General features: G+C 58.8%; 25 protein-coding genes, 1 other RNA gene and 1 pseudogene. 13 read left to right on the top strand and 14 right to left on the bottom strand.

The window, feature by feature from the left end:
* Positions 1–55: 55 nt before the first annotated feature.
* The 3 genes from chrA (at position 56) to msrB (ending at position 2,525) form a co-directional block, all read left to right on the top strand.
* Complete coding sequence (gene chrA / locus LJ360_RS03635; RefSeq protein ID WP_091848720.1) at positions 56–1,219, top strand: chromate efflux transporter; 1,164 nt, start codon at positions 56–58, stop codon at positions 1,217–1,219.
* Positions 1,220–1,424: 205 nt separating this feature from the next.
* Positions 1,425–2,051, top strand: a complete 627-nt coding sequence (gene msrA, locus LJ360_RS03640; RefSeq protein WP_264995281.1) for a peptide-methionine (S)-S-oxide reductase MsrA — start codon at positions 1,425–1,427, stop codon at positions 2,049–2,051.
* Between the two features lie 51 nt (positions 2,052–2,102).
* Entirely contained in the window at positions 2,103–2,525 is a 423-nt protein-coding gene (gene msrB, locus LJ360_RS03645; RefSeq protein ID WP_264995282.1) for a peptide-methionine (R)-S-oxide reductase MsrB, read from the top strand.
* 11 nt (positions 2,526–2,536) lie between these two features.
* On the opposite strand, the gene LJ360_RS03650 is transcribed toward msrB, so the two are convergent.
* Positions 2,537–2,869, bottom strand: a complete 333-nt coding sequence (locus LJ360_RS03650; RefSeq protein WP_245742437.1) for a c-type cytochrome — start codon at positions 2,867–2,869, stop codon at positions 2,537–2,539.
* Position 2,870: 1 nt separating this feature from the next.
* Complete coding sequence (locus tag LJ360_RS03655; protein WP_264995283.1) at positions 2,871–3,995, bottom strand: sulfite oxidase; 1,125 nt, start codon at positions 3,993–3,995, stop codon at positions 2,871–2,873.
* A 303-nt stretch (positions 3,996–4,298) separates the two neighbouring features.
* Here LJ360_RS03655 and LJ360_RS03660 point away from each other — a divergent pair, with 303 nt between their 5' ends.
* Entirely contained in the window at positions 4,299–5,063 is a 765-nt protein-coding gene (locus LJ360_RS03660; protein ID WP_264995284.1) for a lysophospholipid acyltransferase family protein, read from the top strand.
* A 55-nt stretch (positions 5,064–5,118) separates the two neighbouring features.
* On the opposite strand, the gene LJ360_RS03665 is transcribed toward LJ360_RS03660, so the two are convergent.
* The gene (locus LJ360_RS03665; protein WP_091848715.1) at positions 5,119–6,120 is read right to left on the bottom strand and encodes a calcium/sodium antiporter; all 1,002 of its coding nucleotides are present in this window, start codon (positions 6,118–6,120) and stop codon (positions 5,119–5,121) included.
* 375 nt (positions 6,121–6,495) lie between these two features.
* Here LJ360_RS03665 and mqo point away from each other — a divergent pair, with 375 nt between their 5' ends.
* The 3 genes from mqo to LJ360_RS03680 all read left to right on the top strand — a co-directional run bounded on the left by mqo (position 6,496) and on the right by LJ360_RS03680 (position 11,596).
* The gene (mqo, locus tag LJ360_RS03670; protein WP_264995285.1) at positions 6,496–7,989 is read left to right on the top strand and encodes a malate dehydrogenase (quinone); all 1,494 of its coding nucleotides are present in this window, start codon (positions 6,496–6,498) and stop codon (positions 7,987–7,989) included.
* 252 nt (positions 7,990–8,241) lie between these two features.
* Positions 8,242–9,480 (top strand): ATP-grasp domain-containing protein, encoded by a 1,239-nt coding sequence (locus LJ360_RS03675; protein ID WP_091848713.1) that lies wholly within the window; start codon positions 8,242–8,244, stop codon positions 9,478–9,480.
* A 109-nt stretch (positions 9,481–9,589) separates the two neighbouring features.
* The gene (locus tag LJ360_RS03680) at positions 9,590–11,596 is read left to right on the top strand and encodes a hypothetical protein (RefSeq protein ID WP_264995986.1); all 2,007 of its coding nucleotides are present in this window, start codon (positions 9,590–9,592) and stop codon (positions 11,594–11,596) included.
* Between the two features lie 29 nt (positions 11,597–11,625).
* Here LJ360_RS03680 and LJ360_RS03685 read toward each other — a convergent pair whose 3' ends face one another.
* The 3 genes from LJ360_RS03685 to LJ360_RS03695 all read right to left on the bottom strand — a co-directional run bounded on the left by LJ360_RS03685 (position 11,626) and on the right by LJ360_RS03695 (position 15,913).
* Entirely contained in the window at positions 11,626–12,738 is a 1,113-nt protein-coding gene (locus LJ360_RS03685) for an S-(hydroxymethyl)glutathione dehydrogenase/class III alcohol dehydrogenase (protein ID WP_264995286.1), read from the bottom strand.
* Positions 12,739–12,877: 139 nt separating this feature from the next.
* A complete protein-coding gene (locus LJ360_RS03690) occupies positions 12,878–14,770 on the bottom strand; it encodes a methyl-accepting chemotaxis protein (RefSeq protein WP_264995287.1) in 1,893 nt (630 codons plus the stop codon).
* 486 nt (positions 14,771–15,256) lie between these two features.
* Positions 15,257–15,913: a PEP-CTERM sorting domain-containing protein gene (locus LJ360_RS03695; protein WP_264995288.1), complete on the bottom strand. Its 657-nt coding sequence runs from the start codon at positions 15,911–15,913 to the stop codon at positions 15,257–15,259.
* A 577-nt stretch (positions 15,914–16,490) separates the two neighbouring features.
* Between LJ360_RS03695 and LJ360_RS03700 the strand changes: the two genes are divergently transcribed.
* Positions 16,491–17,192: a PEP-CTERM sorting domain-containing protein gene (locus LJ360_RS03700; RefSeq protein ID WP_264995289.1), complete on the top strand. Its 702-nt coding sequence runs from the start codon at positions 16,491–16,493 to the stop codon at positions 17,190–17,192.
* A gap of 304 nt (positions 17,193–17,496) precedes the next feature.
* Here LJ360_RS03700 and LJ360_RS03705 read toward each other — a convergent pair.
* From LJ360_RS03705 to LJ360_RS03720, 4 genes and pseudogenes are all read right to left on the bottom strand, one after another.
* Positions 17,497–18,333 (bottom strand): annotated as a pseudogene (locus tag LJ360_RS03705) (ISL3 family transposase); the annotation flags it as partial.
* A gap of 106 nt (positions 18,334–18,439) precedes the next feature.
* A complete protein-coding gene (gene istB, locus LJ360_RS03710) occupies positions 18,440–19,195 on the bottom strand; it encodes an IS21-like element ISSpu5 family helper ATPase IstB (RefSeq protein WP_264995290.1) in 756 nt (251 codons plus the stop codon).
* Positions 19,196–19,207: 12 nt separating this feature from the next.
* Entirely contained in the window at positions 19,208–20,749 is a 1,542-nt protein-coding gene (gene istA / locus LJ360_RS03715; protein WP_264995291.1) for an IS21 family transposase, read from the bottom strand.
* Positions 20,750–20,904: 155 nt separating this feature from the next.
* Positions 20,905–21,087 (bottom strand): hypothetical protein, encoded by a 183-nt coding sequence (locus LJ360_RS03720; protein ID WP_264996083.1) that lies wholly within the window; start codon positions 21,085–21,087, stop codon positions 20,905–20,907.
* A 66-nt stretch (positions 21,088–21,153) separates the two neighbouring features.
* Here LJ360_RS03720 and LJ360_RS03725 point away from each other — a divergent pair, with 66 nt between their 5' ends.
* Complete coding sequence (locus LJ360_RS03725; RefSeq protein WP_264996084.1) at positions 21,154–21,423, top strand: hypothetical protein; 270 nt, start codon at positions 21,154–21,156, stop codon at positions 21,421–21,423.
* Between the two features lie 25 nt (positions 21,424–21,448).
* Here the strand turns inward: LJ360_RS03725 and ssrA are convergent.
* The 3 genes from ssrA to LJ360_RS03740 all read right to left on the bottom strand — a co-directional run bounded on the left by ssrA (position 21,449) and on the right by LJ360_RS03740 (position 23,690).
* Positions 21,449–21,806, bottom strand: a transfer-messenger RNA (tmRNA) gene (gene ssrA / locus LJ360_RS03730).
* A gap of 93 nt (positions 21,807–21,899) precedes the next feature.
* Positions 21,900–22,376 (bottom strand): SsrA-binding protein SmpB, encoded by a 477-nt coding sequence (smpB, locus tag LJ360_RS03735; protein ID WP_091848708.1) that lies wholly within the window; start codon positions 22,374–22,376, stop codon positions 21,900–21,902.
* Between the two features lie 111 nt (positions 22,377–22,487).
* Positions 22,488–23,690 (bottom strand): RNA-guided endonuclease InsQ/TnpB family protein, encoded by a 1,203-nt coding sequence (locus tag LJ360_RS03740; protein WP_264995292.1) that lies wholly within the window; start codon positions 23,688–23,690, stop codon positions 22,488–22,490.
* Positions 23,691–23,935: 245 nt separating this feature from the next.
* Here LJ360_RS03740 and LJ360_RS19960 point away from each other — a divergent pair, with 245 nt between their 5' ends.
* Positions 23,936–24,157: a transposase family protein gene (locus LJ360_RS19960; protein WP_413774414.1), complete on the top strand. Its 222-nt coding sequence runs from the start codon at positions 23,936–23,938 to the stop codon at positions 24,155–24,157.
* On the opposite strand, the gene LJ360_RS03750 is transcribed toward LJ360_RS19960, so the two are convergent.
* On the bottom strand, positions 24,099–24,305 hold the full coding sequence (locus LJ360_RS03750; RefSeq protein WP_264995294.1) for a hypothetical protein: 207 nt from the start codon (positions 24,303–24,305) through the stop codon (positions 24,099–24,101). The two genes, LJ360_RS19960 and LJ360_RS03750, sit on opposite strands and share 59 nt — an antisense overlap.
* On the opposite strand from LJ360_RS03750, the gene LJ360_RS19965 reads away from it, so the two are divergent.
* The 3 genes from LJ360_RS19965 to LJ360_RS03755 all read left to right on the top strand — a co-directional run bounded on the left by LJ360_RS19965 (position 24,243) and on the right by LJ360_RS03755 (position 26,565).
* The gene (locus tag LJ360_RS19965; RefSeq protein WP_413774415.1) at positions 24,243–24,503 is read left to right on the top strand and encodes a hypothetical protein; all 261 of its coding nucleotides are present in this window, start codon (positions 24,243–24,245) and stop codon (positions 24,501–24,503) included. The two genes, LJ360_RS03750 and LJ360_RS19965, sit on opposite strands and share 63 nt — an antisense overlap.
* A 113-nt stretch (positions 24,504–24,616) precedes the next feature.
* Positions 24,617–24,775 (top strand): hypothetical protein, encoded by a 159-nt coding sequence (locus LJ360_RS19970; protein ID WP_413774392.1) that lies wholly within the window; start codon positions 24,617–24,619, stop codon positions 24,773–24,775.
* A 299-nt stretch (positions 24,776–25,074) separates the two neighbouring features.
* Positions 25,075–26,565 carry a sodium-dependent transporter gene (locus LJ360_RS03755; RefSeq protein ID WP_264995295.1) on the top strand — a complete coding sequence of 497 codons (1,491 nt, stop codon included), beginning with the start codon at positions 25,075–25,077 and terminating at the stop codon, positions 26,563–26,565.
* Positions 26,566–26,631 lie beyond the last annotated feature (66 nt).

The following is a 26,631-nucleotide window of genomic DNA, read 5'->3' on the forward strand; positions in this document are numbered from 1 at the left end:
ATACGACGTATCCTTACGTCTGTGTGATTCCACGTCCAGCCGGAGGTAATCCGTTGTGAGTGAAAAAGCCTCGTTCAGGGAGGTGTTTGCGATTTTCCTGCGTCTGGGCCTGACCTCCTTTGGTGGTCCGGCGGCCCACCTCGGCTATTTCCATGATGAGTTCGTTCGCCGGCGCGGCTGGCTCAGCGAGGGTGCCTACGGGGAAGTGGTGGCCCTGTGCCAGCTGCTGCCAGGGCCTGCCTCCAGCCAGACCGGGCTGGCCATCGGATTTCTGCGCGGCCACTACCGGGGAGCCCTGGCCGCATGGCTTGCGTTCACGCTGCCCTCTGCCATTCTGATGGCACTGTTCGCCTTTGGTCTGAGTCTCTGGCCGGATGCGGCCGAAGGGGGCTGGGTGAGCGGTCTGAAGCTCTTCGTGGTCGCCGTGGTGGGGCATGCAGTATGGCAGATGGGCCGCAACCTGTGTCCCGATGCCTTGCGTCAGGGCCTGGCACTGATGGTTGCGGTCATTCTGCTGCTGGCCGGTTCCGCGCTGATCCAGATGGCCGCCCTGACGCTGGCCGGATTCGTCGGGTTCATGAGGCGGGTGCCGCCGAGCAAGGCCGGCGAAGCACTGTCGTTACCGGTCCAGGGCCGGCGCCCGATGGTGTTCGCGGTGGCTTTCATGCTGCTGTTGCTGGCTTCATTCCTGCCAGCGGAGGCAGGGTCCATGCGGTGGCTGGCAGCCGAGATGTATCGCTCCGGCGCGCTGGTGTTTGGCGGTGGGCATGTGGTGTTGCCGTGGTTACAGGAAGGCTTCGTGGGCTCTGGCCAGGTGTCGGCGGATACCTTCCTGGCCGGGTATGGGGCGGCCCAGGCCGTTCCGGGCCCGCTGTTTACTTTTTCTGCCTTTCTGGGGGGTATTTCCGGTGGCGTGCCCGGCGCTGTACTGGCGTTGTTGGCGGTGTTCCTGCCGGGAGTACTGCTGGTGTTTGCCGGCCTGCCGTTGTGGCAATGGCTGCGTCGCCATGAGCGGGCCCGTTCAGCCCTTGCCGGTGTCAACGCCGGTGTCGTTGGGTTACTACTGGCAGCGCTCTATGATCCGGTATGGACGTCTGCCGTAAATTCCCCTGCAGGGCTCGCGTTTGTATTGGGTACCTGGTGGGCGCTTTCGGTCGCGAGGATGCCGGTTTGGGTGCTGGCCCCGGCTTGTGCCGCACTGGGCGCATTGTTGTTCTGAAACGTTCGCGGATGCTGGTCGGGGAACAAGGTTGTGGGTTGGGGCGCATGGCTCGTTGCTACCGGTTCACAACCCGGTTGGCGCAGTTGGAAATCAGCGTATAAAGTTTACACAATGGGCCTTGTGAATAATCAGCCGGCTTCTCCAGGGGGAACCTTCACCCTGACCGGTTGTCCACAATGCCTGAAAATGGAGGAAACAGGCGATGAGTATGACCTGCAGTGTTTCCGGGATGACCATTCCCCGGGACCGTTTCCCGGCCCCGCCCCATGACCTTGAGCCGGAAGGCAAGGGTCTGCAGAAGGCTGTGCTGGCTGGTGGTTGTTTCTGGTGTGTGGAAGCTGTGTTTCTTACCCTGAATGGCGTTCAGCGGGTGACCTCCGGCTATGCCGGGGGAGATGCGCAGACGGCCAACTACGATGCCGTATGCACCGGCCAGACAGGTCATGCCGAGGCCGTGGAGGTCGAGTACGACCCCGCCGTTATCAGTTATGGCGAGTTGCTCCGGGTGTTCTTCTCGGTGGCCCACGACCCGACCCAGCTGAACCGCCAGGGCAATGACCGGGGGCCGCAGTACCGCTCGGCCGTTTTCTATGAAACGCCGGAGCAGCGTCGGGTCGCGGAAGACTATATCCGCCAGATTGACCAGGCCGGTATTTTTGCGGGCCCTGTGGTCACCAGCCTCGAGCCGCTCCGGGATTTCTACGCGGCCGAGGAGTATCATCAGAACTTTGCCGGCAAGCATCCCCGGCAGCCCTACATCATGGCGGTCGCCGAGCCCAAGCTGAAAAAGGTCAGGGAAGTGTATCCGGACAGGCTGAAAACGGTCTGACCGGTCCTGGCTCGTCAGGCCCGGCCGCCGCCCCGTTCCGGAGGTTCGACCATGAGCACATCTGCCGCAGGCTATGACCTGTCCCCACTCTCGCCCGCCGAGGTTGACCGGCTGGCCGCCGACCTGAGCCAGGAAGAGCGCACGGTATTGCTGGACCATGGCACCGAGCGCCCATTCTGCGGCACCCTGCTGGATAACAAGCAGGACGGCGTCTACCACTGTCGCCTGTGCGACCTGCCACTGTTCAGTTCGGCGTCCAAGTTTGATTCCGGGACCGGATGGCCCAGCTTCTTCGAGCCATTTGACAACGACCATATCCGTTACCTGGAAGACCACAGCCTCGGCATGACCCGTACCGAGATCCGCTGCCCCCGGTGCGACAGCCACCTGGGCCATGTCTTCCCTGATGGTCCGCCCCCCACAGGGCAGCGTTACTGCATGAACTCGGTTGCCCTGACCTTCCGGCAATCCTGAGTCCAGGCAGGTTATTGACCGGTCACGGTGGCCACGTACCGGGCCACCGCGGCAATCTGCTCACTGGTAAGGGTTTCATTGAAGGCCGGCATAATGCCGACGCCATTGGTCACGGCTGCGGCGACCTTGGCCTCGTCGGGTGCCAGTTCGTCGAGGTCCGGCCCAATGGCCCCGGTGGCACCCGCATCCGCCAGCGTATGACATATCGGGCACCCGGGTTGGGCGAGTTCGGTAAACACCTTGCGGCCCTCTTCCACGGAGGGCTCTTCCCCGGAGGGTCCGGCGAGGCCCGGAGATGAGAACAGCAGTCCCGCCGTCAGCGGGATAATCCAGCCTGGCCGCACGTCAGCTTACCTGCACCGTCACGCCATGGTCCTCCCAGCCGTTATGGCCGTAACCCCGCTCGTTATCCGTCCGACCCTTCGGTTGTGTTTCGCCGCTGGCTGACGTTGCGCGGCTCACAAGGCGCACTTCGCCCGGCGAAAGATCGGTCGCGAACACAAAGGGCCGCCAGGCGTACTGGCCAAGATCCGGTCCCACAAAGCGGGCTTCCTGCCAGGTTTCCCCGCCATCGGTGGAGACTTCAACGCTCTCCACGGCTACTGCGCCGCCCATCGCAACGCCGTAAATCAGGTTGCGGCCCTTATGGGTTTTCTCCAGGGGAGTGGTAATCCAGGATTTGACGTTCATTTCCCACATGGAAGGTTGTTCCGGTGCGCCGGATTTGCCCACGTCCCGGATACGGTAGCCGGAAGCCTGGATCTTGGCATCGGTTTCCTTGTCGGTGAACGCAACCCGTTTGACGTACTTGACGTTGTTGACCCCGTAATACCCCGGAACGACCATCCGCAGCGGACCGCCGTGAGACAGTGGCAAGGGCTCATCGTTCATGGCCCAGGCGAGAATGGCGGTTTCCAGTGCCCGCGTTGGCACCGAGCGCTCCACGATGACGGTTTTCGGGTCAAGCCCGGCGGGCAGCTCTTCGCCGCCGGTGCTCGTAATAAAGCTCATGCCATCCTCAACGCCGCCGAGTTCCTCGACCACATCCTTGAGGGGCACCCCGGTCCACACCACACATCCAGCTGCGCCGACCGACCACTGGGTTCCGCTGGCACCATGGGGGAAAAACGCGCGGCCGTTCCCGGAGCACTGAAGCACCGTGGTGACAGAGGTGACGTTCATGTTCTTGAGCTCGGCCAGGGTAAGGCTGCGGGCGTTCCTTACTCCTTCAATCGACACTTCCCAGGCATCCGCGTTCTCGACGACCTCCACGGGTGGCGTAGGCAGGTTGTTGCGAACAAACAGTCGGTCTGACGGGGTCACGACCCCTGCACCAATCGCGTCTCGGCGGGTTTCCATGGTATTGGCGCTGTGGACGATCAGCGCGTTGCGCTCTTTCCAGGCGGCATAGTCCGGCAGGCTTTTGGGTTCTTCCCCTCGCGCCAGGGGGGCGAGGCCCAGCAGAGGCACCGAGGCGAGTACGCCGGCGCTGCCAAGCAGAAAATGGCGGCGGGTGCTGCGACCTGTTGTGAAAGTGCCGTGGCACGGGCGTGGAGATCAGGATTATTGTTCATGTCTTGCTCCCTGAGCGGATTCGGAATGACAGCTAACGGTAGCTGCAAATGCCCGTATTCGGACGACGTGTACTTATCAGATTTAGTTCGGCCGACCGGCCTGGTCAAATAATAAACAGTTCTGGCTTGGATACCGTTTGCTACAAAGCGCTATAATCGGCGGCTTTTCCCTACCACACCCATGGAGATCCGCCCCCGCATGATTCGCCTCAGAGCCAACCCCCTTACCGAATCCGCGACGCTTTTGCGGCGTGTGGCCGTGATCCTTGGCTCACTTGGCCTGACAGCGATCTACAGCCTGCTAGTACTGGGCAGGGCCGCGGTGCGTCGGCTGGACCGAAGCACGGTGGACGCCTACACCCGGGGCTGGTCCACCACCTTGCTGAGGATGGTTCGCGCCAACCTGACCGTAAGGGGCGAAGTGCCAGACTTTGGTGATGGCCGGCGGTATATCATAGTGAGCACGCACGCCAGTCATTACGATATTCCGATTACCTTCGTGTCCATGCCCGGGTCCATACGCATGCTGGCCAAGAAGGAGCTATTCAGGATTCCCCTGCTTGGGGGCGCCATGAAGGCGGCGGAATTCCCGTCCATTGACCGCCACAATCGCAATCGCGCGGTGCAGGACCTGGCCCGGGCAAGGGCAATGATGGAAAGTGGAATCGTGCTATGGGCAGCGCCGGAGGGTACCCGTTCCAGCGATGCCCGGCTGCAGCCGTTCAAGAAGGGCTGTTTTCACCTGGCGCTGGATACCGAGGCGGTGGTAGTGCCCATGGCCATTCGCGGCGTTCACCACGTGCTTCAGGCTCGCAGCTGGAAGATCAACCTGGGCCAGCCGGTAGAGGTGCAGGTGGGTAAGCCGATAGATACATCGGGCATGACCAGGGAACAGTTGCCGGAGCTGATGGCCCAGGTGAGAAGCCAGATGGAAGAACTGCTGGGCGACGGTGAGGCCCGATAGCGGGAAACTGCCTTCGGAAGCCGGGCGTCTGGCAGCAGACCCCCGGAGCCGCCAGTTATAGCGCCGGTACGCCACTGGCCCGAGCCGCACTGATGACGGTGCTTGCCAGGTACCCGGTGTAGCCGATGTAGACGGCCATCAGCACCGCCCCCTCCCAGCGCCGGATAAGCCGCTTGGCGCCAAACAGGCCGAAGGCCATCAGGAACAGGCCCAGGGTGACGGCAGCCATGACGGACCAGTCCCGGTAGAGAATAGTGCTTTCAGCCGCCATGGGCTCGATAGCCGCGGCCATACCCACGACGGCCAGGGTATTGAAGATGCCGGAGCCGATAATATTGCCCAGTATCAGGTCATGCTCGTTCTTGCGAACGGAGGCGATGCCGGCGGCAAGCTCCGGTAGCGACGTACCGATGGCGACGATGGTCAGGCCGATGATCAGGTCACTGACGCCCAGCGCCTGGGCCACGTAGACCGCGCCCCATACCAGCATGCGGGAGCTGACCAGCAATAGCACCAGGCCGACTACCAGCCACACCAGTGCCCGGTTCAGGGGCATGGGGTGTGCGGCGAGTTCCGACTCGGTTTCGCCCCCGAGTGCATCACCTTTACCCCGGATACCCTGCACGATGGACCAGCCCATCACCACGGCAAACACTGCCAGCAGTATCCAGCCGTCCAGCCTGGACAGGTTGCCATCCAGCAGCTGCCAGCCGGCCAGCAGGGTGATGCCGATCAGGATGGGCAGTTCCTTGTGCAGGATCTGGGAGTGCACCTGGATAGGGCTGACCAGCGCCACCAGGCCAACAATCAGGGCAATGTTGGTGATATTGGAGCCGTAGGCGTTACCCAGCGCCAGGCCGGGGTTGCCATCGGTCGCCGCGATGGCAGACACCGCAAGCTCTGGCGCCGAGGTGCCAAAACCGATCACCACCATGCCTATCAAGAGGGGAGACATACCCAGGTGCGCGGCGGTGGCGGCAGCGCCATCCACGAAACGGTCAGCACTCCAGACCAGCAGGACCAGGCCGGCAACAATGGCGAGCAGGGCAAGCAGCATCCAATATCCCTCAGCAAGATGAAAGAACAGGTCAGTCACTGAACGGAGCGACACATCCGTTCGTATTCCTGTGGGCGTGGACGTTACCGTAAAACGGTTTCAAAGGTAAGCACCCGGTAATCCCCTATGGCAGGTGAAGGGTTTTTACCTCAACATCCGACTAAAGTTGCGGTGACTGCGTACGTGATAGTGCGCATCATGGTGCGCTAAATAACAGCAGAATTCCCGAGAGTCTGCCTCTTTCAGGCGTGAATAGTTGGCATGCTCAGCATTTTATTATCCCCGCCAAAACCGGGATAATGTCACACTTTCCGGGCAGTGCTGCTGATCGTGGCGGGCCCGACAGGTTCAATAACTCGCTAAGGTGACTAGCAAATGGCTGTAAGAAAGGCAGACGTAGTGCTGGTCGGCGGTGGCGTCATGAGCGCCACTCTCGGCATGATGCTCAGGCAGCTTGATCCGTCCCTGGACATCGTCATGGTGGAGCGTCTTGATCACGTAGCCCATGAAAGCACTGACGGATGGAACAACGCCGGTACCGGCCACGCCGGCTACTGCGAACTCAACTACACCCCCGAAAACGACGATGGCGACGTGAGCATTGACCGCGCACTGACCATCAACTCTTCCTTCGAGATCTCCCTGCAGCTGTGGTCCTGGCTGGTCGAACAAGGCATGCTGCCGGAGCCGAAAAGCTTTATCAATCGCACGCCCCACATGAGCTTTGTCTGGGGTGACGATGGCGTGGCCTTCCTCAAGCGTCGCTATGAAAAGCTCAAGGCCCACCACCTGTTCCGGGAGATGGAATACACCGAGTCCCCGGAAACCCTGCAGGAGTGGATGCCGCTGGTGGTCAAGAACCGCGACCCCATGCAGCGAGTGGCAGCCACCCGTATTGGGCACGGCGCCGATGTGGATTTCGGCTCGCTGACCCGCAGCATGGTCAAGTACCTGGAAAGCACGCCCAACTTCGAACTGATGCTGAGTTCCCCGGTGCAGGATCTGTACCGCAAGGAAGGGAAGGGCTCCTGGACGGTCCGGGTCAAGAATCAGAAAACCGGCGCTACGCAGAAGATCAAGGCCGGCTTTGTGTTCCTGGGTGCCGGTGGTGGCGCCCTGCCCATGTTGCAGAAGTCCGATATTGATGAATCGAAGGGGTATGGTGGCTTTCCGGTCAGTGGCCAGTGGCTGGTCTGCCAGAAGCAGGATATCGTGACCCAGCACCACGCCAAGGTCTATGGCAAGGCGCCCATCGGTGCTCCGCCAATGTCTGTACCGCACCTGGATACGCGGATTATCAATGGTGAGCCGGCCCTGCTGTTTGGCCCCTTTGCCGGTTTTACCACCCGTTTCCTCAAGCAGGGTTCGGTGTTCGACCTGTTTGGTTCGGTGAAGCCCACCAACCTCAGGCCCATGCTGTCTGTCAGTCGCACCAACATGGACCTGACCCGCTATCTGATCGGCGAGGTGTTCCAGTCCCACAGTGACCGGGTGGCCTCTCTACGTAACTTCTTCCCGGACGCCCGGGAGGAGGACTGGAAACTGCAGAATGCCGGTCAGCGAGTGCAGATTATCAAGAAAACCAAGGAAGGCGGAGGCAAGCTGGAGTTCGGCACTGAAATCGTGGCGGCGAAGGACGGCTCCCTGGCTGCCCTGCTGGGTGCGTCACCAGGAGCATCCACCGCGGCCCATGCCATGCTTGATGTTATTCACCGCTGTTTTGGCGAACGTGCCAAGACCCCGGAATGGCAGGAACGTCTGCGGGAACTTATCCCGTCCTATGGCCAGTCCCTGGTGGATGATGAAGCATTGCTGAACCAGGTGCGTGAGCGCACCCTGTCCACGTTGGGCCTTAAGGAAGACGCCTGACAAACGATCTCCCGGGGCCTGTGTAACACGGATTACGCAGGCTCCGGGTTCTCTGCCCGCCCGGGCTATATTCGATCCTGATCTGAATGAGCAGCTCTAAGACTTAATCGATCTGATCCTGTTGCCTGTCGTTTATATCTTTAAAAAACAACGATTTGCCTGTCAAGGCGACCGGAATGGCGATGAGCTGTGAAAGTCGTTGATGAGTATACTCTTTAGAAATGTGAAATATCGCACACTCAAGGAGTAACCATGGCAAAGCGTGAGCGCAAGTTTAACCCCGACAAGGGCTATGTGGCGTTGCTGGGCTGGAGCCTCAACGCCGTGGAGGCCGCCGAATCCTTTGATCGCCAGTACGTGGTGGTAGCCCCTGATTGGGCCGAGCCCTACTGTGAAGAGCACGATATCCCCTACGTGCCCTGGAATTTCGAGCGCCTCAATGACCGCTCGGTAGAGATTGCCCAGACCCTGAAAGACATGGGTGTCAATGTGGCCATCCCCCTGTTCGAGGAAACCGTCGAATGGGCCGGCGCTATCAACTCGGTGCTGCTGGATAACCCCCGCCTGTTTGGCCAGGCCATGCTGTTGCGGGACAAGGCGTTGATGAAGCGTCGTGCCCAGCTTGGCGGCATCCGGGTGGGTATCTTCGAGGAAGCCCACGATCGGGAAGACGTCATTCGCTTTCTCAAGCGCGTGAACCAGACCCTGCTGAAACTGGATGGCGACCCCAACGACCCGATCCACCTGAAGGCCTTCGACAAGGCCGGCTGCCTTGGTCACCGTGTTATCCGGACACCGGACGAAGTGGATACCATCCCCGACGAGGAGTTCCCGGTACTGATGGAGTCCCACCTGGACGGCTGGGAGTTCGCGGTAGAGGCGTGGATTCACAACGGCAAGATCCGCTTCCTGAACATCTCCGAGTACGTCACCCTGGGCTATTCCGTGTTCGTGCCTGCCACCCCCGACCTGGAAAAGTACCGGCAGCAGATCACGGCCGAGATCGAGAAATTGATCAAGACCTTCGATATCGACTTCGGTTTTGTGCACCCGGAGTATTTCGTGACCAGCGACGGCACCATGTACTTCGGTGAGGTGGCCTATCGCCCGCCGGGCTTCAAGGTGTTCGAGTTACTGGAGCGGGCCTATGGCTTTAACGCCTACCAGGGAATGATCCTGGCCTTTGATCCGAAGACCACGGATGAGGAGATTACTGCCTTCTTCCCGAAAGAGGTGGTGGATGCTAAAGGCTACGCAGGATGCTTTGGCGTCTATCCCCGTCGCCGGGTGGTCAGCCGGCTGGAGATGCCGGAAGAGACCGAGGACCACGAGTACTTCGAGTCCCACGAGCTGACACCGCCAATGGAAGAAACCGTCACCAAGCGGACTGCCTTTGGCACCCATTGGGGGCTCATCTACTTCTTCGGTGACGATCCCTATCGCATGCGGGACCTGCTGAAACATCAGGAAGACCTGGACTTCTATGTATAATCAACCTGAAGTATCCGTGTGGTGCATCAAGAAAAGACGATGCACTACACCAGCTACGGGCTGCATGCCCTGAGGATTTCGGGTTTTGATCGAAAACAATGAACATGGGATGTCCACTGAGGCGGCGCAAAAGCTTGCCGTCCGGGTCAAACGTCTGGATGACGCCATTGAACTGGTGGCTGCAAGCCCTCCGTTCGCCAGGCTGTCAAAAATGCCCCGCCTGCTGGACAGTGCCCGCCAGGTATTGATGGTGGAGGGCGGCTGTGCCGAGGTGGAAACCCGTGCCGAGGCTATCGAGCAATGCGGGGTTTTTGAGGGCTCAGACTGGGCTCACCCGCAGATCCTGGTTCCGTCCCTGACCAGCCACTCCCTGCGCAGTCCGCAGATGGAAACCGTGGTTGTCGAGGCCCTCAGCGAGCTGAGGTTGCTCGCTGTGGCCATGGGGCGCTACCTGCATCCCAACATCTCGGCGGAACAGGCCCACCATTACCTGGCCCAGGTTCTGGCCATCAACCTGGAGCTGCTTTTTGGCACCCCTTCGGAGGCGGAGCGGGAGCAGCAGGGGAAACTGGCGACCATCAGCCGCAACGTTATCCGCCACCTGGCCGAGCGTATTGGCTACGAGCACGTTATTGATCAGTTGATCGACGAGATCTGGCGAATGCTGAACCAACGGCCCATCCAGGTGGGTGATGTCCGTCAGATGATCACCCAGATCGCTCTGTGCCGGGCCAACCCCGATATCGACCTTGGCGGCAGCGGGCAGGGTGCTGACCGGCTGATCAGCAGTCTGTTTGGCCCGACCCAGGCCTGCCGCGAAGATCCTGGTGTGGAGATCTACCAGGAACGCCTGCGCACCATGGACTCGGTGGCCCTGCAAAGCGAAGCCACCGGCTGCGCCCGGGCCATGCACGATACGGGCGTGGTTTCACCCTATCATGCGGTACTCATACGTTACCTGCTGAATGCCAGCCCCAGCTTCCTGGGTGAGGCCCTTGGCCTGTCGAGTACCGGCCGGGACTGCCTTCTCTGCTACCAGGAACTGGTCCACGCCCTGATTCACGAGGGTATTTTCCCGGAAACCTGCCAGGGCGTGTATGGCCTGGCACTGATGCTTGAGCGAGGCATCCTGTACCAGCCGCCCGTGGCCCCGGCGCTCTGGCGCCAGGTGTTGCTGCCGGTATCGCCCTTTTCCGAAGAGCGCTTGCGAATGGCCTTCGGGCCGGCGCCGGAACCCCGGGCCTGGCTGATCCAGGGTGTGTTGTCCATGCTGGGCCAGCCACTGGGCGTGGGGCAGGGGAACAATCCCACCTGCCAGTCGGCCCGGGCCCTGTCCATGTGGGCCTACAACGACCCGGATTACCTGCTGCAGATGGTCGCCTGGGCCGCCAGGGATGACGAAATCATCATGCACTTCGAGGGGCAGCCGGTTTCATCCCGCCTCAGCGAATCCGGCGTGGCGGCGGAGGTCACCCTGGACCTGGATCCGGTCTCCCTGCTGGTGGTGCCTCACCTGGATCGTATCTACGCGGAGATGGGGCGCATGTGCGCCGGTCGGGAAGGGGACCCCCACCGCTGGGTGAACCCTGAATTCCATGGCTGGTGGTCCGGTCGCGGCTTCCGTATTAACGTGGACGTGGCGACGGGGCAACTGGAGGACCTGGATGGGTTCCTCCGTCACTTCTATGTCAGTTACCACCCCTATTACAACGGCAACCAGCCACTGATCCACCCCCAGCCTGCGGGCATCGCCGTCACCGACAGTGCGGCCCGGTTTATCGGCTGGCATGCCATTACCATACTGCGGGTCGGATTGGATCAGCAGGACGAGATGCGGGTGTACTTTTTCAACCCCAATAACGACAGCGGGCAGAACTGGGGTGATGAGATCGTTGTGAGCACATCAGGCAACGGAGAGCGTTTCGGGGAGGCGTCATTGCCCTTCGAGGAGTTCGCCTCGCGGCTGTATATCTTCCATTTCGACCCGCTGGAGCGGGGGGATCCGGAAATCGTCCCTGCAGAAGACGTCCAGCGAATCAGCGACATGGTCTATCGCAGCTGGGGAGCCGACCGGGTTCCCGGCGCGGCCCTGCAGGCGGACAGCGGGCCAGCCTGACCCGCGCCGCCACAGGGAGGGTTATTGCGTCAGAAGTGCACCACTGAGCGAATGCTCTTGCCTTCGTGCATCAGGTCGAAGGCCTTGTTGATGTCTTCCAGCTGCATTTCGTGGGTGATAAACACGTCCAGCGGGATCTCCCCCGACTGGGCCTTGGCAACGTAGCCCGGCAGCTCGGTACGACCCTTTACGCCACCAAAGGCGGAACCACGCCAGACTCGTCCGGTGACCAGTTGGAACGGACGGGTGCTGATTTCCTCACCGGCACCGGCCACACCGATTATGGTGCTCTCGCCCCACCCCTTGTGACAGGCTTCCAGTGCGGCCCGCATCAGCTTGACGTTACCGACGCACTCGAAGGTGTAGTCCGCACCGCCGTCGGTCATATCGATGATGACTTCCTGCAGTGGCTTGTCGTAGTCGTTAGGGTTGACCACATCGGTTGCGCCCAACTGCTTGGCGATATCGAACTTGGCCGGGTTGATGTCGATGGCAATAATACGGCCCGCCTTCGCCATGGTGGCGCCGATAATGGCGGCCAGGCCAATGCCGCCCAGGCCGAAGATGGCCACGGTGGCGCCTTCCTCAACCTTGGCGGTGTTCAGCACCGCGCCAATGCCGGTGGTGACACCACAACCCAGCAGGCAAACCTTGTCCAGCGGGGCATCCTTGGGAATCTTCGCAAGGGAGATTTCCGGCAGCACGGTGTATTCGGAGAACGTGGAAGTGCCCATGTAGTGATAGATGGGCTTGCCCTGATAGGAGAAACGGGAGGTACCATCCGGCATCACACCCTTGCCTTGGGTGGCCCGTACGGCACCGCACAGGTTGGTCTTGCCGGAAGTGCAGAACTTGCACTGACCACATTCGGCGGTGTACAGCGGGATCACATGGTCGCCCACCTCAAGCCCGGTAACACCAGGGCCCACCTGCTCGACGATACCGCCACCCTCATGGCCGAGGATGGCCGGGAAGATGCCCTCCGGATCGGCGCCTGAAAGGGTATAGGCGTCAGTGTGGCAAACGCCGGTGGCAACGATGCGGACCAGCACCTCGCCCTCTTTGGGCGGTTCCACGTCCACTTCCACGATTTCCAGGGGCTTGTTCGGTTCGAACGCTACGGCGGCTCGGGATTTGATCATGTCAGACTCCTCTTTCCGTCAGTTTGGGGATTACCCGCAAGGATAGAGGAGAAAGCCGTTTTTGTATCACCTGAAAGGGCAGTAATTTCCGTAAAAGCAGCGAAGGCCGCCGGGGCAAGGGCCCCCGGCGGCTGCAGGTTCAGGCCAGGCGGAAACCCGAAGACGCCTGGTTCAGGGACTCGGAACAGTCCCCCAGCGCCCGGGTATGGTCTTCCAGGTGGCCACGGATGGTGCGGGACTCCAGGGCGCTGCCGTGGATGTGCTCAACCTTCTGGGCGATCTCCTCCGTGGTGGTGGAGATACCCTCAACGGAGGACACCACTTGCTCCATGTCGCTGGCCAGCGACTGGATCGACTGGGTGATCTTCTCAATGACCACGACTGCCTCGCCGGCACTCTCCTCACCGGAGTTTGCCTGCTGCAGGCCCTGTTCCATCAAAGCGCCGATTTCACGGGTTTCCCGGTTAAGGGCGTCGACGATATCGGCGATGCCGGCGGTGGCAGAGACGGTTTTTTCCGCAAGGGAGCGTACTTCGTCTGCCACTACCGAGAAGCCCCGGCCAGCTTCGCCGGCACGGGCCGCCTCGATGGCAGCATTAAGGGCCAGCAGGTTGGTCTGTTCGGCCAGGCCATTGATGGTGTCGACGATGGTGTTTACCTTCTCGCCGGTCTTGCTCAGGCTCTTCACCTGCTCATGGGTCTGGCGGATCTTGCCCGACAGGTCCTGCATGATCTCGCCATTGCTGCGTACCACCGTGGCGCCATGGCTGGCGGCCTCACTGGCCTGCTGGGTGGACTGGTTAACGGTATTGGTCAGCTTGGCGATGTCTGAAGCTGTATGGGAAATTTCCTGCACCGCGGCGGCGGCCTGTTCGGTCTGGGCTTCCACCTGCTCGCTGTTGCTGCTCATCTGGCGGACCAGTTGCTGCAGTTCATCCTGCAGGCGGGCCAAGTCCCGGTTGCCGTCGAGCACCTCACGGATAACACCGGAGACATCGTCTACCATCTGGTTGGACGCACCACCAAGGGCATTGAACTCGTCATTGGGGTTGCGGCCGATCTGCAGGCGCTCACTGAGATCACCAGCAGCGACCCGTGACAGCAGCGTGGCGGCATCCTTGAGCCGCCCGACCAGGGTGCGGGACGCCTGGGTGAGGGTGACCACCAGTACCACCAGTACCACGCCGGATACGATAATAACCAGCCACGCCGAGGCGTCCCTGGCCTGTTCAGCACGGGCAGTGGTGCTGGCGACAAGTCCGGTTTCCAGCGACTGGTTCTGGCGTTCGATGACCGCTTCCAGCTCACTTCCCAGAGAGGCCAGCTGTTGCTCCGTCCCGATAATGGCGTTGATCTGGTCTTCCGCCCGCTCGAAGGCTCCGGCAAACGCTTTTACCGCCAGCCCCAGGTCATTGTCTCCCCAGTCCATGTTGGTGATGGTTTCCTCCATACCATCGATGGCCTGGTGAGTCTGCTCAGCGGATTCCGGAGTGAAGTTGTTCAGATAGTCCGAGTAGGTGGTCATGGCCAGCTCGATATCGTCGTTCATGATCGAGATACTGATCTGGCGTAGTCCTTCATCCATGGCCTTGGTCAGCTCGCCATGGATCCCTGACGATGGATTCAGGCCCAGGGCCTGGCGCTGCTCAAGCCACTGGCGACGCAAGGCGACATAGGCAGACACCTGCTCGCGAATTTCGGTGGCTGTTGCCTGTATGCCCTCATCGGAGATCGCCCCTGCCTGGGCTACCAACTGCGCCGCCTGGTTCTCCAGTGCATCCAGCTGTTGCTGGTACTGATCCACCTCGGCCGCCTCCAGGTCGTTACTCAGCGTCTCAACCCGCAGCCACTCGCCCCACAGGGTGAGTGATGCATTCTGATACCGGTTGGCCGAGGAACGGTCCTCATAGGACTCCGACACCTGGTCGAGGCCACGCAAGGCCGCCAGGGCTACCAAAACCAGCCCGATCAGGGTTGCTGCAATCAACAACCCGAACTTCTGTCGCCACGACAGGGAAAGCAAACGCTTCACAGGGGTACTCCAGACACTGTTGTTGTAAATGATGCTCACTATAATGAAACGTAACGGCGCCAAGGTGTATTTCTTGAAACAGTTTGGTTACGAAGTGTTTCCGGGTGGAGGGGCATGGTGACGGTTAGCCGGGGCAGGAAGCTGATTGAAATGCGATCTCAAATAGTCACGGCTTACTGACTGGGACTACAATGCCAGTCGCACAAGCAAGAATCGTTGACTGTTACAGGGAGAACAACAGCTATGAACGGTATTGGATATCTGCCATTGATTCACCAAGTCTTGACGCAGTTTGCCGATGCCGAGGAAACGCGCATTCTCCATGAACTATCACGCTGAAAGGTATTCCTTTGGGTGATGACGGTCATCATTCAGGCAACGATCAAGTAAAATCTTTATAGGATCAATGGCTTTCCAATCGAGTGTGCGCTTACTATGGCCATTGAGACCGTAAAGCCGTTCTCAATGGCCATGACGAAGCAGCTTTCAGCTGCTACGGGAGCGCACCGTTACAAGTCCTGCAAGGCCCAAAGTGAGTAGAGCGAGGGTCCCTGGCTCCGGAACGGCTGCAACTCCTACAGTGAAGCCATGCCAGAACTCTTCTGGATCGGCTTCCCAGCTCAGCGAATTGACGATCCCTTGAAACTGAATGGCACCATGGAATTCATTGCCGGTGAGGATGTCACCGCCTGATACCGTATACGTCCCGTTCCCCCAATATCCTTCACCTTCGCTGAGCACTGTGAAGGGCCTGTCGAAATCATAGCTTACTGGAAGACTATTCCGGCCCTGGCTGACTATAGCGAAAATCGGATTTACGACGGCGGAGGAGAAGGTGATTGTGTTTGTGATTCCAGAACGGCTCATAGCGATCATTTCAGATGCTGTCGGCGCATTGTCGACAAAGCTGCTGGCGGTATAGGGTGCCGGTGTGCCCTCCGTCCAATAATTCGTACCGGTGCCCAGCTGTGCAAAATTCACGTCACCCGAATATTCAACCGAGACACTTCCCATAGTGCCCGAAGCTGAGCCTGCTGCACCGTTCGTGGCGGATGTCCAGTCTGTCCAACTGATTAGAGCAGCGGATGCCGGTTGAGCGGAGATTGCTGCGGCAGCAATGCCTAAAAGTATTCGCTTCTTCATTTTTTGATACCTCAAATCACTAACGTTTTTGGAAACAGAACCCCATGCCACATCAAATGATGCAGAGATAACTTTCTGGAGCGAGTCGTTCGCCCTTTTGCAAATTTCAAGCCGGCCCGACTTATCAAGCTGAATTTATTGAAGGTTTCTTTTTACTGGCTATGCGCTGGAGTCAGATGTGTAAATATAACCGACGTAATTGAGAGGCTTTTGAGGTTGGCCTGCTCAGGGCCATTTTTATTTGTATGTCTGGGCGAACGACAGTCAGTCCTGAGCAATGTAGGTTCCGTTTTTACCATTTGGCTTCTCTAAGTGGCTCTCTTGTCGCGATTTTGCCCTGGCTGGAATGCGGGGAACAGTGCGGGACACGCTGCAAAGCGAGGGTATATCGGTCTCCGTTTGTTGTCTCCTCCCGCTCTGTAAAGATTGATGCTCTTTAGGGAAGTGTCGGGTTTCTTTACATAAGGCAGTCTTTCATTGGTGGTTTTGTTTTTAACATCATGAAATATAGACGATATTTTTTGTTGGTTGGAATTTTGCTTTCTAGTACGGCGAGTCAACCCCAAGAAGGAGTTTCATGATGATTCGTAAGATGACAGGACTTGGTGCTGCGATTGCGATCCTTACGTCTGGGTCCGCAGCTGCCAGCTTCATAGATTTTGAGGATGCAAATGCTCGGAGCCTCCTTGATAACGATGCGATAACTAATGAATACCAAGGTACCAATGGCGTGGTGTTTTCTGGAGGCTTCATCGAGGCATCAGGTGGAGACGACGCCAACCCACAGGGTTTCATAACCGACCAGGTTTCATCGCCGGATGTAGATCTTTCGAATGGAACTCCGGGCCTGGGCAATTGGTTCGTTCGCACCGAGGGAGAAATTGGCCAGCGAGGCAGCGGGTCAATCTTCCTTTCCATTTTCTATGATGGGATCGTTACCGGCGCTTCCGGTGAGATTTGGGATATTGATGGCAACACCGGCCAGGGAACCGAGAAGTGGAACGTGGTTGCGCTAAACAATGGTAGCGAGGTTCTGTCAGTAGCAAGCCCAGAAGGATTCAACAACGGAACTTTATCAAGGGACGGTTTGCCCTGGTTTTTCGAACTCAATGGTGCGGTCTTCGATCAGATCAATTTCGAATTTGCCGGTACTAAAGAGTTTGGTGTCGGCCTCGGCTTCGATAACTTCACGAGTTCAGTTCCAGAGCCGGGAACTTTGGGGCTTCTAGGTCTTGGCCTCCTTGGCCTCGGTGCTGCCCGCCGTAGGTTCTCGGTGTAAACAAAGGATAGGTCCCCTTAGAAACATTTGGCTCAGGGAAGAGCGCCTTTGGAATCTGACGGTCGCGAGTAGCAGTTGACCGTTAGATAGGCTTTGCCTGAGGTGGGTTTATCAATGCCTCTCACCTACGCCCAAAAAGTGGTGCAGGTTGTTTCAAGAATTCAGCTCTAAAATCCAGATTTTCCCGAATGTGTAGTGGTCAACTAATCCCGGACAGTATTTTAAGGTTTTCTCAGCCGCAACGGGCGAAATGCACTCTGTTGACACCTGACGGGTGCCATTCTGTCTAGCCATAAAAAAAGGTTCATCGCGCTTTACCGGGAAACGCTGCTTTTATCTTTAAGAAGAAGTAGCCGTTATCCCGGTAGCCATACGCCATCCTCTTGATCACCTTGATCTTGTTGTTCATGCCTTCCAGGACGCTGGTGTTCAGGCGGTAGGTCGCACTGGCAACGATCCCCTCTACGTAGCCTTTAAGGCGCCGAGCAAACTGCTGCACGGGCGCCAGCCCACTGCTCATGGCCAACTCCAACCATTCGTTCCAGCGCCGTCTGGCCTCGGCTTCAGACGGGGCATACCACAGTTCTTTGAGTTGGTCTTTCAGCAGGTAAACGGTCATCAAGGGCTGGTTGGCTTGCAGCAACTCTTCCAGCTTCACAGCCTGTTCGGCCTTGAGGTTGCCTCGGTTCCTCAACAGCAACCAGCGACTTCGTTTAACCACCTTGCGCGCCGGTCTGTCATGACGTAGCTGGTTCGCCTGATCAACCCTGACACGGTCGATCACTTCCCGACCGAACTTGGCCACGACATGGAACAGGTCGTAAACAACACGGGCCTGTACGCAGTGGTGCTGGACTTCCAGGTCCATAGCCGTGTTCATGTCCATGGCGACCGCTTCGACCTGGGCGCAAGCTTCCGGCCCCAGCCATTCAAAGAAGGGCCGTATAGCCTGTCGGCTATTACCTTCACCAACCCATAGAACCTGCTGAGTGTCGGCATTGATCACAACGGTGGCGTAACGGTGGCCCTTGAACAGGGCAAATTCGTCCATGATCAGGCGATGTATCTGGCTGCGGTCTGGTTCGGTAACCTCACGGGCAAGCCGATGTTGATCAATGGCTTTGACCGTATGCCAATGCAACCTGCGTAAACCGCCGAAGGTTGCCACCCATTCCACGTGAAGCCTGCCACCCGGACCGGAGCAAGGCTGCCACCCATCGGAGCGTAGCGACGCGGGGTTTCTCTTCTTACTCCGAAGCCGTAGTGTCCGTCAACTTTGCCTGCCGCTTTCGCATGGATTGGCCCCGCAGACTGATCTTGTAGGCGTTGTGAACGAGCCGGTCCAGAATGGCGTCTGCCAGAGTGGCGTCACCGATCACGCCATGCCATTCCTCGATGGGTAATTGGCTAGTGGCGATAGTGGAGCGCCGGCCATGTCGGTCTTCCAGCACCTCCAGCAAGTCCCTTCGGTTCTCCGCGCTCAGCTTCATCAGCCCCCAGTCATCCAGGATCAGCACGTCGACCTTGGCCAGACTTGTCAGGAGTTTTGAGTATTGGCCGTCGCCCTTGGCAATGGTCAGCTCCCGCATCAGTCGGGTCAGGCGCACGTACTGTGCGGTGTAGCCTTCCCGGCAGGCCTTGTGTGCCAGTGCACAGGCCAGCCAGGTTTTGCCAACCCCGGTGGGACCAGTGATGAGCACGTTCAGGTGTTCTTTGACCCACTGGCAGCCAGCCAGGGACTGTACAAGCCCCTTGTCTAGGCCGCGTGAGTTCCGGTAGTCAATGTCTTCGAGGATGGCCGTGTGTCGCAGCTTGGCACGGCGCAACCGGCTGCTCATGCGCCGGTTATCTCGCTCGGTCATTTCCCGGTCCACGAGCAGCCCGAGGCGCTCCTCGAAGCTCAGATCGGTGATGTCGGGAGTGGCCGACTGATCCGCCAGGGCGGCGGCCATGCCGGTCAGTTTGAGGGCGTGGAGCTTGTCCAGTGTGGGATGTTTCAGCATGTCAGAGGTCCTTCAGTGGTAGTAGGCGGGGCCACGGATGTTGTCGTGAGTGTCGGGTAAGGCCAGCTCCTGTTGCTCTTCCAGGGGCTGCTGATCCAGGCGATGCTTGAGGATGGATTCGATGCTCTTGTAGCGGCAGCTGCCCAGCATCAGGGCGCGCTGGCAGGCGGCCTCCAGCCGGGACTCGCCGTAGCTCTGACCCAACCGGAGAATGCCCAGGCAGGAGCGGTAAGCCTGCTGTGGGTGCTTGCGGGCACCCAGTGCGGTGCGGATAAGCTTCTCCGTCGCCGGTCCGGTCTTGGCTGCCCAGGCGATCAGCCGTTCCGGCGACCACTCACCAGCCTGGCGATGGGATTCGGGCATGTGCGCGGCGATGGTGGTGTGCCGTCCCTTCTGGTCGGAACGCCGGTGACTGGCGATCCGGTTGCCCCGGTAAAAGCACTCGATGGTGTTGTGGGTGATGCGAACCTCCACCTCTTTCTTGATCAGGGTGTAGGGCACCGAGTAGTAATGCCCGTCGATGGCCACGTGGTAGTCGATGTGAACACGGGCCTTCTTCCACTCCGCGTAGACGTACGGCTCCGTCGGCAACGGTTGCAGGACCGGCTTGTCCAACTGTTCGAAGTGGTCGCGCCGGCAGCCGGGTAACTTGCGGAAGGGGCGGGTGTTCAGCCGCTCCAGCAGCTCACGGATGGTGGCGTTGAGTTGCCCCAGTGAGAAGTGTTGGCGATGGCGCAACGCTGCCAGGATCCAGCGCTCGACGATCAACACACCCCCTTCCACCTTGGCCTTGTCGCGGGGCTTACGGGCGCGCGTGGGGACGATGGCGATCCCATAATGGGTAGCCATATCCTGGTAAGTTGGATTGAGGTCCGGCTCGTATCGGTGAGCCTTGGTAACGCCCGATTTTAAATTGTCGGGGACCACTAATTCCGGCACTCCGTTCAGGTACTGGAAGGCCCGGGTGTGAGAGCCGATCCAGTCCGGCAATGTCTGGTTCCAGGTGGCTTCGGCGTAGGTGTAATTGGATGCGCCCATCACCGCGACAAAGACTTGCGCGTCATGGATCTCTCCGGTGGTGCGGTCAATGACGGGCACGGTCTGGCCGGCATAGTCCACGAACAGCTTCTCACCGGCCCGGTGGTCCTGGCGCATCACCAGGTCCAGCTTGCCCCGCCAGGCCCGGTAGTGCTCGCAGAACCAGCTGTACTGATAACCGTCCGGGTTGGCTTGCCGATACTCCTGCCAGAGCAGGAACAGGGTGACATTCTTGCCCGTGAGTTCGTCGCGAATGTGTTGCCAGTCGGGTATACCTCTGGCCTGTGCCGGCAGGTCCGGTGGCGGCGGGAACAGCAACTGCTCCAGATGGGCCTCATCCAGATCCGCTGGCAACGGCCAGCTCAGACCGGCCTCAACCGTGCGGCGCAGGTATTCGCTCACGGTGGGACGGCTGACGCCACAGGCCGCCGCAATCTGGCGGTTGCTCAGCCCTCGCTCCCACTTGAGGCGAAGAACTTCTTTGATCTTACGCATGGATAACCTCTTCGCTGGCATCGGGCCCATCTCCGGATGAAAAGGGTCAGAGTACCGTTAAGTTATCCCGCGCCGGACGATTTTGATGGAGCTTCAGGCAGCCTGCCGGGGTGGCAGCTTTGCCGTGGAATCAGTGGCAGCTTTCGCGTGGAATGGGTGGCAGGCTTCGTCTGGAATCAGTGGCAACCTTGGTCTGGAATACGCAGCAACCCCAACAGTTGAGCCACATGCTGCACCGGCATCAAGCGGACCAGGGATTCGACCCAGTTGACCATGCCGGCTGTCAGGCGCTGTCGACCGGCCAGCCATCGAATCTCTTCCAACTTGGGGCCACAGGTCGCACAGCGAACACGCCGCACAGGAACCTCCAGCCAGACGCGGTACTGGAACAGGTCACGCTCCCTCACCCGGCGAATAGTCGTGTCATGGATGGCAAGGCAGTGCTGATGACAACCACTGCAACATGGTTGGTAATCATCCGCAGGATGCAGTCGGATCAGCAGGGACTGAGGAGCAATCTGGGCATAGGAGTCAATCGTGAATCCTTCCCAGAACAGGGCAAGAGGATTAGCATGCATAGTGACGGCGGTGAGTCGATTGGCTTTGTTGTTTTGGCGAACTCAAAACTAACCGGTTTTACCGCCGTCTCCTACTTTTTCACGGTTATCTGCGAAGAACCTAAAAAAAGCCCCTGAAATCAGGGGCTTTTCTGTGGTTGTTTGGTGGAGGCGGCGGGAATTGAACCCGCGTCCGCCAGTACTCTGCCTTGAGCTCTACATGTTTAGTGTCCTTCTATTCGTTTAACCTGATGCGACCCGAAGGTCAGGGTGCAAAAGGCGAGCTCTTTGAATCTTAGCCTTCAACCAGTGAGCTCTGGTTAAAGGAGCAGCCTGTTAGCTATGACGTCCTGAAATACCCGTTTACAGGCACCCGGGTCAGGACGACCAGCGGCTTACGCCGCCAGTGCGTAGTTGTCGTCGTTTGCGACTATTGCTTGCAGCTTTGGATTAACGAGATTGGCTGCCATCTCGACATGCACCCAAGGGTTCGCTACCGGCGTCGAAGCCATGTCGCCCCCTTGTATGATCAGTATATGGGGCCGCTTCCGCGAACTTCAAGCACTTTCCGAAAATGCCTGTCGGTAGTTACCCGTAACCCTCTCGCCCGCGATCTACGTGTGCTCGCGCATGATGCGCTGCTTCTGGCGATTCCAGTCGCGCTCTTTCTCGGTGGCGCGCTTGTCGTAAAGCTTCTTGCCCTTTACCAGGGCAATCTCGCACTTCACCTTGTTCTTTTTCCAGTACAGGGCCAGCGGCACACAGGTGTGGCCGGCCTGGTCTACCTTGCCCATCAGTCGCGCGATTTCCTTGGCGTGCAGCAATAGCTTGCGGGTGCGCGTCGGGTCGGCAATCACGTGGGTGGAGGCGGTATTCAGTGGCGTAATCTGGGCGTTGAACAGAAACGCCTCGCCGTCACGGAAAAGCACGTAGGCCTCGGTAATCTGGCCCTTGCCTTCCCGCAGGGATTTGACCTCCCAGCCCAGCAGTTGCACACCGGCCTCAAGGCGCTCCTCGATGTGGTATTCGTGCCGGGCCTTCTTGTTAAGGGCTATGGTGCCCCCGGAGTTTGCCGGTTTCTTCTTGCTCATGAAGTCTTTCCGTTGGATATTCGGTGTCTGACTTTGACTTCCTCCCCTACCTGCGTCGGTGGGGGATTCCATGCGCCGCTAGGCGGCGCCGGGTGCTAGTCCCTCACAGTTTCACACAGGTTCCTGCTTCACCGAGTCCGGTAACCCAGACTCTCCACAGGCTAATACGCGATGCCCTCGCGCTTTGATGTTGATCGCACCGACCACATCGGCATTTTGCTCAAAACCACACTGAACGCACCGGAAGCAGGCCTGCGAGGTACGATTGTCCAGACTGACGTGCTGGCATTTCGGGCAGGTCTGGCTGGTGTGGTGTGCTGGCACCGCCAGCACTTCACCACCCCGAAACGCCTGCTTGTAGGTCAGTTGTCGCCGGAATTCGTACCAACCCTGATCCAGAATGCTTCGGTTCAGACCGGACTTGGCTTTAACGTTCACGCCCGGGTTTTCTTGATTGCCTTTGGCCGAGCGCGACATATTCCCTACCTTTAAATCCTCGATCACGATCATTGCGTGGTTTTTGCTGAGTCGATCGGAGGCTTTGTGCAGATAGTCGCGCCGGATGTTGGCGATGCGGGTGTGCAGTCGGTTGATCTTGGCTTTCTGTATTTGCCAGTTAGCCGAGAATTTAACCTTGCGGGCAAGGGCGCGTTGCGCCCGAGCCAGCTTGAGCTGATTGGCCTTGAATGCACCCACCGGCTCGATAAACGTGCCGTCGGATAAGGTCAGAAAACGGGCTACGCCCATATCCACGCCGATCATCGAGGTGGAGGTATGCGCCGGCTCAGCAATCTCCCGTTCGGTCTGGAAGCTGATAAACCAGTGTCCGCCCTCAAAGCCGACCGTGCAGTTTTTGATCGTGCCGACGATCTCACGGGATTTGCGAAACTTTATCCAGCCGAGGCTTGCCGGCAGTTTCACCCGCCGATTCTCGATCCGACAGTATTTCTGGAAGTTGACGAAGCGAACGCTGTCTCGCGATTGTCCCTTTTTCTTGAAGCGAGGACGCTGCGCGCCTTCGATCTTCTTATAGTACCGCTGCCAGGCCGCGTCCAAATCCTTCAACTTCTGTTGCAGGTTGTCGGTGTAGGCGTCTTTAAGCCATTCGGTTTCCGGGGCGCGCTTCCAGGCCGTGACCCATTTGGCCATCGTCTCGTATCGGGGCACGTACGCGCCCTTGGTATCCGCTGACTCATTGCATTTCTCCAGGGCCTGATTCCAGACATAGCGGGCATGACCGCACAACACCCGAAGGCGGGCGCTCTGCACATCACTGGCACCCAGTCGAAATTTAAAGCCTTGGTGAATAATCATATGGTTATCTTAACATAAGCTGTTCATCCGTTGCTCTTCACTTCTTTTATTAGGAAAATAGTGGGTAAGCCTTTATTTCCTTGCCGTTTTTGGCCAATGTTATCCCATTGGATTAACCGGTTGGGTGGTGATCGATATTGGATCAATAGACCCTCTATGAGCAGATTCCTGGGCTCTCGGCGCCCTGGCTTGTCTCAGACGTTGAGCTTGATAAAAACCGGAGTGAAGTCTTAGTCCAGATAGACATAGTCAAAGGCACGGCGCTTGTCTGCCCTCAATATGGCCGTGCCTGTCCGGGTTACGATTCCCGGGAACGTCGTTGGCGTCACCTCGATAACTATCAGTTCCGAACGCCGGTGGTTGTTCAGGTCCCTCGTGTACAGTGTCCGGAGCATGGCCGCCTGACGATCACTGTTCCTTGGGCTGATCAGAACAGTCGGTACACGTGCTGTTTGAAGCCTTCGTGATCAGTTGGCTCAGGGCAGTCTCGCTTGTTTTTACGTCAGCCTGAATAAGGCGCGCAGGCAATCGATCATTTCGATATCCATGGATATGAGGCCGGTGCATCAGAAAGCCGCGTTTGCCCATATCGAGAACGCCTTCGATCATTTCCATGTTGCACAGGTGCTGACCCGAACGCTTGATGCCACCCGCAAGCTGATATGGTGGAGTCGGGTCACTCGATGCACTAGGAGATCCACAAAAGCCGATATAACTGGTTACGCCATCGTAAGAGCCTTGAGGGGAAGAAGATTCAGCAAGTCCGGGCCTTGTTGGATGCTCTCAAAGACACCGGCCTGGTGTGGTACTTAAATGCGCGCGCGGCCTGACAGGAATGGATTCACATGACCCGGCTGACAGAAGTTCGAGGTTTAGCCTCAGGGGCCATTCAGATCTAAACCAAGCTGTTTGGCATTCTCAACGCCATGCGATTTCGGGCTTCCGGTGGACTAGCGGAGGCAATCAACGGTCAGGTTCGAGCTTTAAAGGTGCGGTCCTGGGGATTCCGGCGCAAGGAAAGATTTAAACGGGCAATCCTGTTCCATTATGGCGGGCTGCCTATGGCTCCTGACCCGCACGGATAAGTGAAGAGCCTCATCCGTACACTGTTGGTTGGGGCTATGTTGAGAAAGAAGCCAGTAAAGCTCACTCTCTACACCGCATTCACCCTAGACCTTTTTCAGTGTGGGTGACCTGTGGAGACTTTGATTGGGTCGATCCAGCTGCAGACAAGTGGCGAATTGTAACCCAGTTGGCGATATGGGGTCATCAGGCGGACCCCGGACGTATGAATTCAGCTACAATCCCCTGTGCCTTCTCCGGCGACGTGACCCTCTTTGGCCGGAGGAGATGACTGAAGTCGTAGTAGTCAAAAAGGATCCCAATGCCGACACCACCAAAAACAACCCTGGGACTCTGGTCCGGACGCAGCACCTTCTTCTGGGCGGCTGCGGCCGCGACTATCGGGCTGGGTAACCTCTGGCACTTTCCGTGGCTGGCGAGTCAGTTTGGCGGTGGTTACTTTGTCCTGCTTTACCTGTTGTTCCTGTTGGTTATCACCCTGCCTTTGCTGCTGGCTGAAGCCGCGCTGGGGCGCCGCCACCGGCATAACCTGGTGCTGGCCATGCGCAGTGAAACCCGCGATCGCTACCAGTCCCCCCGCTGGCGCTGGCTGGGCCGAGTGAGTGTGCTGTCCGGTTTCCTAGTGTTGTCGATCACCCTTGTGATTGGTTCTATCTGCCTTGCCTATGTCTTCTATGGTGCCTTTGGCCGATTCGGCGATGCCACGCCCCTGTCGATGACGGGAATGCTGGCGGAGCTGGTGGAGAGCCCCTATGACTATCGCGGATTTATGGCGTGGCATGCGTTCTTTATTTTGCTGGTGGGTGCGGTGGCTTTCCGGCAGGAGCTGGTAGAGCGGGCATTCCGGTTGGTGATGCCGGTATTCCTCGCCCTGCTCCTCGGCCTGGTCTGGTGGAGCTGGGAGCAAGGTGTCGGGCCAGGTGCGCTGGAATCTGTAGCCGGGCTCCGGTGGCAGGACGTCAACTGGGGGACAGTCTGGTTTGCATTGTCCCATGCGTTTTACACCCTGGGTATCGGGCTTGGTATATGGGCCGTTCTGGGCGCCCTGATGGCCCCGGGGTCTCCGTTCAAGCGTGCCGTATTCGGTGTTGCCCTGCTGGACACCCTGGTGGGTGTGCTGGCCGGGGTGGTGATTTACGGAATTGCCGAATCGTTTGACGGTTACGGTGATGTGCGGGGGTTTGGGTTGGTGTTCGTCGCCCTCCCGGTGGGTCTTGGTGGCCTGGAGTATCATCAATTACTGGCGACGGCGGTGTTTACGCTCATTGTGCTGGTGGCGTGGAGTTCAGCGCTGGTGCTGGCGGAATCCGTTGTCAGCTGGTTGCGGGAATGGGTGATTGCTCCGCGCCCCGTTTCGGTATTGCTGGTACTGGTGTGCGCCTGGCTGATGGGGTTGGTGACGCTGTATTCGTTCAATATCTGGGCGGATGTCCAGGTGGCAGGGCTGACACCTTTCCGCTGGATCGAGCTGCTGACCAGTGGCCTGCTGATACCCGCCGTAGCGGCCGCCCTGGCGGTGTTCCTGGGGTGGTTGGCGCCGGTTGGCTACCTGAATACCCTGCTTGGCAACACGCAGGAGTGGCTGGTCAGGGTATGGCGCTTTGCGCTGCGTTACCTGTTGCCGGTAACCGTCATTGTGGTGGGCGCAGGTTACTCGATGATGTCCCTGAAATTGCTGTGCGACAATGGCGAGCTCATTTGGTGTACACCTTCAGCACATGAACTGTCTGGTGAGCCGCCGGCTGGCGATGGGGAAAGACGCAGAGGGCCGGGGAAGGCGGCAGAATTCTGAGTTTTCTCCCTGGCATCAGGATGTGCCACGACTGCCGCAACAGGCACGAAATCAGATATCATGGGC

This window comes from Marinobacter sp. AN1 (genome assembly GCF_026013985.1).
In the GTDB taxonomy this organism is placed as follows: Bacteria; Pseudomonadota; Gammaproteobacteria; order Pseudomonadales; family Oleiphilaceae; genus Marinobacter; species Marinobacter segnicrescens.